The 12005-nt window shown below is 47.2% G+C and carries 14 protein-coding genes; 9 read left to right on the forward strand and 5 right to left on the reverse strand.

Features of this window, described 5'->3' with window-relative positions:
- Positions 1-4: 4 nt before the first annotated feature.
- The 6 genes from HMPREF9431_RS11500 (at position 5) to HMPREF9431_RS11525 (ending at position 3780) form a co-directional block, all read left to right on the forward strand.
- Positions 5-793: a TatD family hydrolase gene (locus HMPREF9431_RS11500; protein WP_004381490.1), complete on the forward strand. Its 789-nt coding sequence runs from the start codon at positions 5-7 to the stop codon at positions 791-793.
- Positions 790-1668 carry a MotA/TolQ/ExbB proton channel family protein gene (locus tag HMPREF9431_RS11505; RefSeq protein WP_004381491.1) on the forward strand — a complete coding sequence of 293 codons (879 nt, stop codon included), beginning with the start codon at positions 790-792 and terminating at the stop codon, positions 1666-1668. The genes HMPREF9431_RS11500 and HMPREF9431_RS11505 overlap by 4 nt, the downstream gene beginning before the upstream one ends.
- Complete coding sequence (locus HMPREF9431_RS11510; protein ID WP_004381492.1) at positions 1655-2179, forward strand: hypothetical protein; 525 nt, start codon at positions 1655-1657, stop codon at positions 2177-2179. The genes HMPREF9431_RS11505 and HMPREF9431_RS11510 overlap by 14 nt, the downstream gene beginning before the upstream one ends.
- Positions 2179-2706 carry an ExbD/TolR family protein gene (locus HMPREF9431_RS11515; protein ID WP_004381493.1) on the forward strand — a complete coding sequence of 176 codons (528 nt, stop codon included), beginning with the start codon at positions 2179-2181 and terminating at the stop codon, positions 2704-2706. The genes HMPREF9431_RS11510 and HMPREF9431_RS11515 overlap by 1 nt, the downstream gene beginning before the upstream one ends.
- Positions 2703-3182 carry an ExbD/TolR family protein gene (locus HMPREF9431_RS11520; RefSeq protein ID WP_004381494.1) on the forward strand — a complete coding sequence of 160 codons (480 nt, stop codon included), beginning with the start codon at positions 2703-2705 and terminating at the stop codon, positions 3180-3182. Before HMPREF9431_RS11515 ends, HMPREF9431_RS11520 begins: the two co-directional genes overlap by 4 nt.
- A gap of 88 nt (positions 3183-3270) precedes the next feature.
- Complete coding sequence (locus HMPREF9431_RS11525; RefSeq protein WP_004381495.1) at positions 3271-3780, forward strand: Lrp/AsnC family transcriptional regulator; 510 nt, start codon at positions 3271-3273, stop codon at positions 3778-3780.
- Positions 3781-3973: 193 nt separating this feature from the next.
- Here HMPREF9431_RS11525 and HMPREF9431_RS11530 read toward each other — a convergent pair whose 3' ends face one another.
- Both HMPREF9431_RS11530 and HMPREF9431_RS11535 read right to left on the reverse strand, forming a co-directional pair.
- Positions 3974-4462, reverse strand: coding sequence for a dihydrofolate reductase (locus HMPREF9431_RS11530; protein WP_004381497.1), 489 nt, complete (start codon positions 4460-4462; stop codon positions 3974-3976).
- On the reverse strand, positions 4441-5733 hold the full coding sequence (locus HMPREF9431_RS11535) for a methyltransferase RsmF C-terminal domain-like protein (RefSeq protein ID WP_004381498.1): 1293 nt from the start codon (positions 5731-5733) through the stop codon (positions 4441-4443). Before HMPREF9431_RS11535 ends, HMPREF9431_RS11530 begins: the two co-directional genes overlap by 22 nt.
- A gap of 109 nt (positions 5734-5842) precedes the next feature.
- Here HMPREF9431_RS11535 and HMPREF9431_RS12000 point away from each other — a divergent pair, with 109 nt between their 5' ends.
- From HMPREF9431_RS12000 to HMPREF9431_RS12005, 3 genes are read left to right on the forward strand one after another with little or no spacing between them, the layout of a single operon-like run.
- On the forward strand, positions 5843-6601 hold the full coding sequence (locus tag HMPREF9431_RS12000) for a DUF6249 domain-containing protein (RefSeq protein ID WP_004381499.1): 759 nt from the start codon (positions 5843-5845) through the stop codon (positions 6599-6601).
- A 6-nt stretch (positions 6602-6607) separates the two neighbouring features.
- Positions 6608-7147, forward strand: a complete 540-nt coding sequence (locus tag HMPREF9431_RS11545) for an RNA polymerase sigma factor (RefSeq protein ID WP_004381500.1) — start codon at positions 6608-6610, stop codon at positions 7145-7147.
- Positions 7137-7499, forward strand: coding sequence for a DUF5056 domain-containing protein (locus HMPREF9431_RS12005; protein ID WP_004381501.1), 363 nt, complete (start codon positions 7137-7139; stop codon positions 7497-7499). The genes HMPREF9431_RS11545 and HMPREF9431_RS12005 overlap by 11 nt, the downstream gene beginning before the upstream one ends.
- Positions 7500-8228: 729 nt before the next feature.
- Here HMPREF9431_RS12005 and HMPREF9431_RS11555 read toward each other — a convergent pair.
- The 3 genes from HMPREF9431_RS11555 to HMPREF9431_RS13055 form a co-directional block, all read right to left on the reverse strand.
- The gene (locus HMPREF9431_RS11555) at positions 8229-9368 is read right to left on the reverse strand and encodes a DUF6261 family protein (RefSeq protein ID WP_004381502.1); all 1140 of its coding nucleotides are present in this window, start codon (positions 9366-9368) and stop codon (positions 8229-8231) included.
- Between the two features lie 296 nt (positions 9369-9664).
- Positions 9665-11335, reverse strand: a complete 1671-nt coding sequence (locus HMPREF9431_RS11560) for a hypothetical protein (RefSeq protein ID WP_004381503.1) — start codon at positions 11333-11335, stop codon at positions 9665-9667.
- A 12-nt stretch (positions 11336-11347) separates the two neighbouring features.
- Positions 11348-11521, reverse strand: coding sequence for a hypothetical protein (locus HMPREF9431_RS13055; RefSeq protein ID WP_004381504.1), 174 nt, complete (start codon positions 11519-11521; stop codon positions 11348-11350).
- Positions 11522-12005: the final 484 nt, after the last annotated feature.

The following is a 12005-nucleotide window of genomic DNA, read 5'->3' on the forward strand; positions in this document are numbered from 1 at the left end:
AAAAATGCACTTTACAGACACACATACCCATTTAGATGGCGAGGAATTTCGCAACGATTTGCCCGATGTAATCAGCCGTGCAAAAGCTGCAGGTGTGGCACGTGTGCTCATTCCAGCGGTTGACTTGTCTTCCATCGATGGCATCATTGCCTTGTGCAACACCTATAAAGGTTATGCTTTTCCGATGATAGGCTTGCATCCTGAAGCGGTGAAAAGTGATTGGAAGGAGCAGCTCTCGTTGTTGAAAGCACGCTTTCATGATGCCCGTTTTATTGCCGTTGGCGAGATAGGACTTGATTTTTATTGGGACAGGACCTATGAAAAAGAGCAGCTGTTGGCCTTTGAGACACAAGTGGAGTGGGCCGCAGAATGGCAGTTGCCTTTGGTGATTCATTGTCGGAAGGCGCAAAATGAAATGGTACCTATCTTGAAAAAGTATGAGAAGGACTTGGTGGGTGGCATCTTTCATTGCTTCACGGGCAATCAAAAAGAGGCGCAACAACTGTTGCAGTTCGATGGTTTCCTGTTGGGCATTGGGGGCGTATTGACCTTTAAGAGCAGTCATCTGCGGGAAGATTTGCCCGCTGCTGTTCCGCTTAATCGCCTTGTCTTAGAGACCGACAGCCCTTATATGGCACCTGTTCCGCATCGTGGTGAGCGTAACGAAAGTGCTTTTGTGCGGGAAGTGTTGTTGCAGTTGGCTACAAGCTATGATGTTTCGCCTGAAGAAGTGGCGGCTGTGACAGAGGAAAATGTGCAGCGTTTGTTTCAGAAATTAAAAGAAAAATCATGATAAAAAGATTCTTTAGGGCGCGAATGGCCCTTTTATGGTTGTTGATATTGGTTGGCGTGGTCACAGGGTGGGCACAACAAAAGCCCACGAAGTCTGTTGCAAAGCCGGTTACTCATCGAGTGAGTGCCGCGCAAAAAGACAGTGTTGATGCTGCCGACGACTCACTTTCGGCACAGTTTGATACCGCTACCGCGAAGGAAAATGCGTTAGTGGCTGACACGAACGATGGCGAAAGTTTTCATCAGTCGTTGAAAACAAAGTTCATTGAAGGTAATGCCGGCTTCATGTCTTTGGTGGCTTTGGCTTTGATTATCGGTTTGGCTTTCTGCATTGAGCGTATCCTTTATCTGAGTCTTTCTGAGATTAATGCCAAGAAATTCATGGTGCGTTTGGATGAAATGATTGCAGAAGACGACGTGGAAGGGGCAAAAACGTTATGCCGAGAGACGCGTGGCCCGGTAGCATCCATTTGCTATCAGGGATTGGAACGTGTGGAGGAATCCATCGACAACATTGAACGTTCCATCGTTTCTTATGGCTCTGTGCAAGCCGCTAATCTTGAAAAAGGCTGTTCGTGGATTACGCTTTTCATTGCAATGGCACCATCTTTGGGGTTCTTGGGCACGGTGATTGGTATGGTCATGGCTTTCGATCAAATACAAATGGCAGGCGACATTAGTCCAACCATCGTGGCATCGGGGATGAAAGTGGCGCTCATCACGACAATCTTTGGTATTATTGTGGCCTTGATTTTGCAGATTTTCTACAATTATATCCTCTCGAAGATTGAGCATCTCACCGCACAGATGGAGGAGAGTGCTATTTCGTTATTAGATAGTTTGGTGAAATATAAAGTCAAACATGGGTCGCTTTAACTTTCAAACGTTGCGTAAAAAGCCCACAGAATGGCTCACACAGCGTGTGCTCTATGGGCTTATTGGCATTGCTGTCGTCGTGTTTGCGCTCTTCTATTTGGTGGGGTTTCATCAACCATTTGAAGAGAATGCCGATTTTAATGCACCGCTCTTCACCAATCTTTTATTACTGTTGATGGGCTTGTTGGTGGTCTTGTCGGTTGTGCTTTCCATTGTAACCATAGGACGTAGTTTGCACCTTCACCGAGGTAAAGCCAATGGATTGGAGAACAATGTGCCTGTGCGTAGGCTTGAACGGTGCGTCGTTTATGGTACACTTGTAATTGTAGCCTTGTCGTTTGTGGCGGGTTCTTCGCAAGCTATGCGCATCAATGGTGTGGCCTTTCATGATTGGTGGTGGCTCAAGGTAGCCGATATGTTTGTGTATTCTGCAGCAATCCTGTTGCTTGTCGCTGTGGGATGTGTCATTTATGGGGCAACAAAATATTATCGAAAGGCGAAGAGAAACTAATGTTCAGGCGCAGAAAACATCAAGTTCCGGGGCTCAACACCACGTCAACAGCCGACATCTCATTTATGTTGTTGATATTCTTTTTGGTGGCATCGTCAATGGATATTGACAAAGGATTGTCGCGACAATTACCGCCTTTGGCCGTGGTAAAAGAGCAAGATGAGACGCCCATTCAGCGCAAAAGGCTGCTGCAAGTGGTGTTAACACCCGAAAATAAGGTGCTGTTGGATGGAAAGATTGTGGGGCAAAGGCTGTTGCAACAACGTATCTATCAATTTATCTCGTCGCGTGGTGCAGCACACCTTATTACCATAGAAGTGCCCGCATCGGCCACCTATGACGCTTATTTTCAGTTGCAAGATGCCTTAGCTGAGGCTTATAAACATTGGCGTGACAAGGAAGCCTTGCATTTGTTTCATCAGCATTATGCCTTATTGACACCGCCACAACGGGATAAGATTCGTGAACTTTGCCCGCAACGCGTGAGCGAAACCTATCCAACAACAGCGAAGGAGGAACGGCTATGAGTAGGTTTCGCCCATCGAGGCACGAAGTTCCAGGCCTTAACACGGCCTCACTTCCTGACTTAATCTTTTCGGTTTTGTTTTTCTTTATGATTGTTACACACATGCGCACGGAGACCCTTAAAGTGACTTATCGGGTGCCACAAGGCCGGGAATTGTCGCGTTTGGTGAAGAAATCGGCCGTGACCTATATTCATATCGGGAAGCCTATGCCGGGAAAGACGCCACCTTCTGCATTGGTTTTTGACGGGTCGTGCATTCAGATGAACGACAAATATGTGTCGCCAGCAGATATTGTGGATTATATTTCGGCCGATAGGGCACGTATGTTGCCCGAAGACCAGCAGCGGATGGTTGTTTCTATCAAGGCCGATCGGAATACAAGGATGTCGGTAGTCCAAGCCGTTAAGCAGGCTTTGCGTCAGGCAAAAGCATTGAAAGTGAGCTATTCGGCAACAGAAAGTGCAGAGAAAGAATGAAAAATGGTGATAATTTGATACAAAAATATTGCATTCTTTGCAATAATCAAAGAAAATGATTACATTTGCATAAAAATTAACAGGTTCTATGTCACATCATTATTTAGACGAATTAGATAAGAAAATTCTCAAACTTATTTCAGAGGATGCGCGTACGCCATTTCTCGAAGTGGCACGTGCTTGCAATGTGAGTGGTGCAGCTATTCATCAACGTGTGCAAAAACTAACGGCTTTAGGCGTGTTGAAAGGTTCGCAGTTTGTTGTCGATCCCGTGAAAATCGGCTATGAGACGTGTGCTTATGTGGCACTTTATTTGCGTGAACCCGAGCGGCATGATACGGTTGTAGAGGCCTTGAAACAAGTGCCGGAAGTAGTGGAATGTCACGCAACAACAGGAGGTATGGACCTTTTCATTAAGCTTTATGCGCATAACAACCAGCATTTGATGCAGCTTATCCACGACAAATTGCAACCCTTAGGATTGCAACGCAGTGAAACCATCATCTCATTTAATGTGGCTTTCGACCGACAGTTGCCTATCGATAAAATCGAAGTCGACGATGATGTCGAAGACCTTGATGGGGAAAATGCAGAATAAAATTTAATGTTTTGCATCCTGTTCCCCCTTTGTCGTAGTAAAAAGGGTGTGGAATGTGGTTCAACCTAAACGGCCATTCAGAAGGGTAAATGTGCACATGCACAGCCTTTTGAATGGCTGTTTTATGATGGGTGTCAGGGAAGATGTGTGGTTTAAAGTGGTAAATTATAAAATATCAAATGGAATAACGCTCTTATTTTTCATAAATGTTGAAGGAAAAGGTAGGTAACGTGGATGTTTTAGGGAAATGTTCGTGATTGGTGAGCACCCAATCGGTGAAGGGTGGAAAGAAAGCATCGGCTTGTTTAGAGGTGACATCGACCTCTGTGAGATAGAGTTTGTCGGCAAAGGGCATGGCTTGTTGATAAACAGATGCGCCGCCAATGATGAACACTTCGGGGGCATGAGCACATAGTTGCAGTGCAGCTTCTAATGAGGTTGCCACTTCACAGCCGTCAAAAGCAGGGACTGTTTGGCTTAAAACAATGTTTCTTCGCTGCGGAAGTGGTCCGTGAGGTAGCGAGAGGAATGTGTGCCTTCCCATGATAATGGGATGATGAAGGGTGAGGGCTTTAAAGCGTTTCAAGTCGGCTTCGATATGAAACAATAATTGATTTTGATAGCCGATGGCGCGGTTTTTAGCCACAGCAGCAATCAGATTTACCTGTGTTGAATGATACATGGCGGCGTGTCGGGTAGGTGTGTGCTTTTAATTTTCCACGCTTGTGGATAGAGATTGTTGGCGCGGTTGCCCACGTTTTTCACGAAACCCAAAGGGCTGTTGGCGTAGCGGAGTGTCACGATGCCACGTGGTGTATCGGTAGGAAGAGTGAGTGCTTCGCCTCGGAGATAAGCAATGGCTTGGGCATAGGACACCGAAATCTGTGGAAATGCCGCAGTGTCGAATTGTATTGAAAGTGCTTTCGACTGATGAGGCAGTGCCGTCTTACCTTTGATTTCATCGGGCAATGGACCATGTGAGCGCACGTTGAGGGCAGCTAAGGCTTTAGAAGAAATGGGCTGTTGCGCATAACTTTCGGCAAAGACACCCTCTGTTTCGGGTGTATTGCGCTTGCGCAAGATGGCCATGAACAGACCCTCACCTTGGGTTTTGCCAGGAATGAAACGATAGACAGGATGGTTGTCGATGAGACTTCCCGTGATGTGCCACGCTTCAGGCACAGGAACTGAGACGAAGTCTGCCCCCAAGTGTTCGGCAATCCACGCCACATTCTCCTCGTTCTCGTGTGCATTGAAGGTGCAAGTGGAGTAGATCAGCAGACCGTTGGGCTTGAGGCAGGGCCAGATGTCTGTGATGATTTCGCGCTGTAAAGCCGTACATTCTGCCACTTTTGCAAGGCTCCAATCGGCAATGGTACCCGCATCTTTGCGAAACATGCCTTCGCCCGAGCAGGGCACATCGGCCAAAACGACATCGAACAGCAGGCGGCTCTTTTGGTAATCGCGCGCATAGTTGTTGGTGACAAAGCAATGGGGCACGCCAAATTTCAGGATATTCTCGTTCAATACCTGTGCCCGTTGACGCATCGGTTCGTTGCTAAAGAGCACGCTTCCCGCTGGCAACGCACTATAGGCGCAGGTCGATTTTCCGCCGGGTGCCGCACAAAGGTCAAGCATGCGCACGGGTTGTTGGACCACGTTGCGCGCCACATAATCGATAAACATCGATGCCGCCTCCTGCACATAGTAAAGCCCTTGATGCAACATGGGATCGAAAGTGAAGTTGGGTCGCTCGGCCAAATAGAATCCATTGGGGCACCATGGCACAGGACTTTCAGTGCCATGCACGTTAAAAGTGCCGGCTTTGAGTTTGAAAGGGTTGAGGCGAATGCTCACTAAGGGATTGGCGTTGAGCCCAGCTTCTAATGTGGCATAGAGTGCATCGCCCATGAGTTGGCGCGTGGAGTGGATAAAATCGTCGGGAAGTTGCATGTTGAAACGATTGCTGTTGCGTGCAAAATTAAAAATTTTTTCGTTCCTTTGCAACTAAACGCCTGTAGGTTTCATCAAACCATTGGAAAGAATTTAAAAATAAAACGATATGAAAAAGATTTTATTCGTAGCCTTGTTGGCTTTTGGATGTGCTTCGATGACGATGGCTTTCCCGCATAAGCATCGTAGAGTGCCACGGCAAGAGATGGTGAGTAAGCAGGCTAAAGCAGCGCAAGATAAGGGTGTAGAAGCCTACTCTGACACGACAGGCGTGGCTAAAGATGAAGCCGACTCATTGCTTGCGGCTGCAACAGGACAAGCAGGCAAGCAGCATGTGGTTACAGATGATTTGGATGACGATTTTGGTTCAAACTTCCTTTCTCGTATGTTTAGCGACAGACAAATCATCAATGCTCTATTTGCGGTCTTTCTCTTATGCATAATTTTCGTGATGCCTTTTGTGGTCATCATCATGCTGATTCGCTATTTCATCAAACGACACAACGACAATGTGCTTTTGGCCGAAAAGGCGATAGAGAAAGGCTATCCGCTATCTTCTCTGCCCACGACGGGGAAATGGAATGTCTATTACAACCAAAAGCAATGGGAAAAGGGGGTGCGCCAAATTTTTGTGGGCGCAGGTTTGATGGTTTTAGCTTTGTGTTTAAGAAACGCTGCGCTCTTTGGCGTGGGTGCGTTGGTGATATTTATGGGCATCGGGCAATTAGTGATTAGGCGCGGTGTGCAGAAACAGCTGGAGACTGAACGCGATGTGCCGCAGCCGCCTGTTGCCGAAAAGCCTGCCGATGCCACCCCCAAGGCTGCTGAAGAGGAAAAAGCAGACGATACGTTTGACCCACAAATATAAAATAAGGTGAAGGCTTTTGACGACATTGCGCTCGTGACGCAGGTGGCTGTGTTGCACAACCGACGGGCTTTCGACCAGTTGGTTGTGAAATATCAGTCATCCATTCGGCGCTTCTTTCTGCTGCAAACGGGCGGCGATGTGGCGCTGAGCGACGATTTAGCGCAAGAAACGTTTGTAAAAGCCTATGTGAACATCACGCATTTTCGGGGACTTTCACGTTTCTCGACCTGGCTCTATCGCATTGCCTATAACACATTCTACGACGATGTGCGGCGGCGGAAAATCACCGAAGATGTCGATACTTCAGCCGCAGCACAGCATCGCAGCGAAACGTTGCACACCGGATTGCGATTGGATTTGCAACAGGCTATGCAGGTGCTGTCTGCGAATGAGCGCCTTTGCATCACCTTGCAGCTGGTGGACGGGCAGAGCATTGAGCAGATAGCAGTGATAACAGGCATGGCGCAAGGAACAATCAAGAGCCATTTGTCGCGTGGAAAGAAAAAATTAACGGCTTATTTGAAACAAAATGGATATGATGGATAACGAACAAAACGAACGCTTATTGAAGCAATTTCTCACAGAAGGAGTGCCTCAAACAATAGCCGACGAGGGCTTTTCTTCGCGGGTAATGCAGCATCTTCCGCCCTCGCGTGGACGATGGTTGTCGACGATGTGGACAATGCTGTGCAGCATCGCCATTGTGGTTTATGTGCTCTCAACTGTCACCTGGACGACGCTGTATCGCATTTCCTGGCATCTTCCGGCGCGTATTTTATCCTTCTTGCATTCCATCTTTTGGAATGAATTAGTGATGTTGAGCGTCTATGTCAGCATTCTTGCGGTGCTTTTCACGGCCGTCTATACCATCTTCCAAACCGAACGGCGCATGGTTTAGCCTGTTGCGCGGAGCAGCAAAATCGTGTTTACCCGTGGATGGGGAGCCAAAACAGGAAAAGATAGTGGACGGCCATATCTCCTTCCCAAACGACATCAACCGTCTGCGCGCAATCCCACACAAACAAAATAACCATTTCACACAATTTGCCCAAACGGCATCAACCGCCCACGCACAACATCCAACGAAACCGTAGGGGCGGTGCCTGTGTGCCCGCCCGAACGTCCGCGCAACGGCGTTTCCATACGGGAATTTGATTTTGTGCATCACGCATCATGCCACGCGGGCGTGAACGATGGATGCGCCCTTGTGGGGCGACACGGGCGGGCACACAGGCATGGCCCCTACCCAACTTCATCATATTTTTCCACGCAATCCCACACAAACAAAATAACCATTTACGCACAATCTGCCCAAACGACATCAACCACCCACATGCAATCCGCCCCTACCAATCTCCACCAAACCACGCGGTGTGTCATTACCCCATCGGGGTTATACTTTTGATAGCGCAGGGTTGGCAAGTGCAACGCGGCCTACCCTGGGTAATGATGTAAGGGAGGAGGCTACCCCGTTGGGGGTTGTACTTTTTCCACCACATTGCTTTTTAATATCCTCCCCCACACACATCGGGGGCGGAAATGCATCGCGCACTCCCGCCCCCATTCTTTAAAACAAGTTGTGTATGCAAACTGGCATCGAGATGATGCCCATCTGTTTTAAAGCAAGCTATTTCTTTGGTGTGATTGTGGCACCGCCTTGGCCACCACTTCCAGGTTTGTTACCACCGGGATTACCCGAGCCGCTGCCATTACCCGAGCCGTTGCCTGAACCACCACTACCTGAACCGCTGCCTTGGCTGCCGTTTCCAGACCCACCATTACCGGAACCGCTGCCGTTTCTGCCGTTATCAGAGCCGCCATTCTTCTTCCCGCCGTTCTTCGCCTTCGGTACTTCCGATTCGGCCACCTGCACTAACTTCTTCCTACTCACCTTCACCCAAACATTGGACGAACGGCTGTCGATGGTCAGGCGATAGCATTTTGAAGTGCCCGAGCCGCGGCTCTCGCCCGAATAATGCACGTCTTCGGCGGCCACGCCCAATATCTTTGCCAAGTCATCGAACAGCGGCGTGAGCATCTTGCGTTGCTCTTCGATCTTGGCCGCATTGGCCTTCGCATTCGACGTTTCGCGCTGTTTGAGCAGCGTGTGGCGGTTGTCCACTAACTGGTTGTAACGGTTGATGAGCGCGGTGATGGCTGCCGACGGCTCGAGGTCGTCCAACGAATCGATGCGGCGCACCACGGCGTCGATGGCCTTGTCGGTGACGCGGCGCAGGGCCTTCATGTCATACAGCTTTTTATCGCCGGAAAACCGTCCGCGGAAGGCCTCGTCGAACGCCTTGTTGTGGTCGCCGATGCGCTTCACGGCCCCCTCGGCATGCAGCACCTTCAAGGCTTTTGCAGCCTCGGTTTCGGCCAAATCGGCCAGCAAGTTTTTCAGTCCGCCCGTCTCCTTGTCATAGTTCATCGTGGCCACACCGGCATAGCGTTTCATGATTTCGCTGACGCGTTTCGCCGCCTCCAACTCTTCCGCCTCCTCGCTGTAGAGGCCCGCGTCCACGGCGTGTTGCAGCGAATAGTAGGCCTTGTCGCGTCGATCGTCCAACTCGCGCAGCTGCGCATTCATCGCGTTTCCCCGTTGCGGGAACACCGCCTCATCCTCGGCCTTGAAGGCATCCTCCAACGGTTTCAACACAGCGGTTAATTTCTCCACGTTCGCCTCCTTGGCCATGCTGAGCAAGTGGTCGGTGAACTGATAGTGCTCCAAGTGCTGGAGATCACGCTTAAAAAATTTTTTGATTTCCATTTTATTTGTTTTTATGGGTTAAAAATTTATCATTGTTTTCTTATAGTAGGGTTGAGAACGGTGGGCGTTCTCCATTGTTTTCGTTGTTTTTCGATGAAAACGGTGAGCGTTCTCGCCTGTTTTTGATGATTTTAGGGCAACTCGCCCACCGTTCTCGCTTGTTTTTATCGTTTTTGACCGAGAACGGTCACCGTTCTCAACCATTTTTGTTGTTTTCAGTGCTTCCCGCCCACCGTTCTCACCATTTTGCAAAACGCAGGTCGAACACGGTGAGCGATTGCACTCGTTTATTTTAATTAAAACTCTACGAAGGGGAGGACATAAGCAGAAACACTACTATCATAGAAGCCATTTGAAGAATTAGCCCAATAGTACCAAAAAGAATAGTTCCCTCGACGTGTGCTTGAACAGACAGATTGCATCCAACCATCCTTCACAGGAGGGTTTGAAGCGCCTGCTTTGCTAAAGCCATAATTCAATGCTTCATATGCCCATCCTTGCATATCTTGATTACTCATCAACTTGCGTGAGAACCCTATGGTTGTCATCATTAATTTTATTTGTCCAAGGCTTGGAAGAAACCATTGCCCGATGCCGCTGGTTGGAACGCCGGGATTATAGTTCGCTGCAAGTTTAAAAGCCGGGTATTTGTCACTAAATGCCTTTACTTCATTATTCGAACTTGTGTTCGCGTCCCAAGTGTAGGCATAACCATCCATGTCTGTAAAAGCATCTGTTAGGGTAGAGATGACCCGTTTATTGACATAATAAGTGTACACCCCAGAAAGGTATCCAGAAGTAAATGCTCGTTCTTGCGATGTAGAAGCAAGATTCAATGCGACAGCGAGCCCTTTTTCTACTGCTGTTTTGCGCCTCACTACGATGCCTATAGGCGTGCGCGTGCCTTTATCTCTAAGATATCCTGTTGTGCCATCATTGAACAAATATTTGTAGGAAGGATTAATCTTAATATTCAACTTATAATCATCGTTAGCAGACATTGTCCCCAATTTAGCCAACGATGTTTTTAGTGTCCCCACACTATTATAATAGCATGTACCATTATAAAATTCTAATTTCATATCGGTGCCAACCCCTGGTAAAACATATAGATAAATATTATTTTCGATCGTATTATTAGCCCCAAAAGGAAAATCTAATATGTCGGTCCCTGGAATAACTGTTTTTGAGGTTAAATCAGCAGAATATTGAATGGCTTTTGTTGTTGTGGCATTTAATCTGCCTTTCATATTGACAAAGCCCGCTGTAGGTTCTCCAGAACCTATCAGATTTTTCAAACTAACCAAACATCGCACTGCAGGGTGTTTCATTTCTATGTCTACCTTATATTCAATGCTATTTGCTGGTATGGTGGCTGTTGTTGAACCTATAAGAGGATTGTCAACACTATTCTTAATCGTAAGATTTGTGCCATCATCTTCAACGGCATCATTATAGCACACAAACTTATAGGTGCCGGGTGCCAGCATGAGTGATAAACCTCCATCGGGTGTAAAGGTAATTATGGCCTCCTGATGTCCCCAAGGAAACCCTGGGGTTGGCGTAGAAATCCAAGTATATGTTGTTTTAACCGTTCCTTTTAAGAGGTTGCCCACACGCTGATTGGTCGCGGGGTTTAAGGCATAAAGATTAAAATGCCCGTTAAGAATATCAGATGCACGCGTTGCAGCAGTTTTCCTCTTTCGCCCCCTTTCCACACTAATCTCAGCCGTCATACCATTATCCAAATCCACCACTTGTGTGTCTGTGGGGGCTTGCACAGCACGAGTAATTTCCCTCGCTGTATTAAAGTCTTGCATAGAAAGAATTATTTTTCCTTTCGCCGCAAGGTTCACTAAGTTTTGCCGGGGCTGTGCTTGCTCTTCTTCTGTGCTACACGCCGTGAAGAGACCCATAGACAAGCACAGGCTAAATAATATACCAAATGTTATTAAACTTCTTTTCATTCTTCCACCATTTTAGGGTTCAACATCTATTTCAAACTCATCTCCATCCTTCTCTTCTTGATTTTTCCAATCCTCTTCTTTCAATTTAGGTTGCACAGAAGCTTTGCACAATCCGTTCGTATATTCCATCGGAATAACCGTGCTTTCGGGTTTTACATATACCCGCTTTGTTGTTTGTTTCTTCATTTTGTTAAAACCATTTTATGTTGTGAATTATTTAATCCTTGTTTTGCATACAAAATCCGTTCATTTATGCACGCAAAAAAGGCATGCAAAAAGTTTATGAAAAACTTCTTGCACACCCTTTGTTTATCAGTGATTATGTTGTATATTAACGCGCGCGCGTTCTTTATTAATGAGCGGACGTTAGAATGTGTGTGTGTGTGTGTGTGTGTGTGTGTGTGTGTGTTACACAATTATTTGGATTGACCAAATAAAAAGGCATAAAAAACAGGCAGAAGAAAAATTCTTTTGCGCTGCGAAGGTTGCCTTATGGTGTAAACTACTCATCACTTAACGTTTTATTTTGTTGGCCGCAAAGTTAAATGTTTTTAGCGAAATGGCGAAATATTTTCGAAAAGAATTGTGTCAGGGCGGAATAATATTGATGTGCCACAAGGTGAATCGGCGAGGGTGACATTGCTTTTTATTTTGAAAACGCCCGGAAGCA

It is taken from the genome of Segatella oulorum F0390 (genome assembly GCF_000224615.1).
Classification (GTDB): domain Bacteria; phylum Bacteroidota; class Bacteroidia; order Bacteroidales; family Bacteroidaceae; genus Prevotella; species Prevotella oulorum.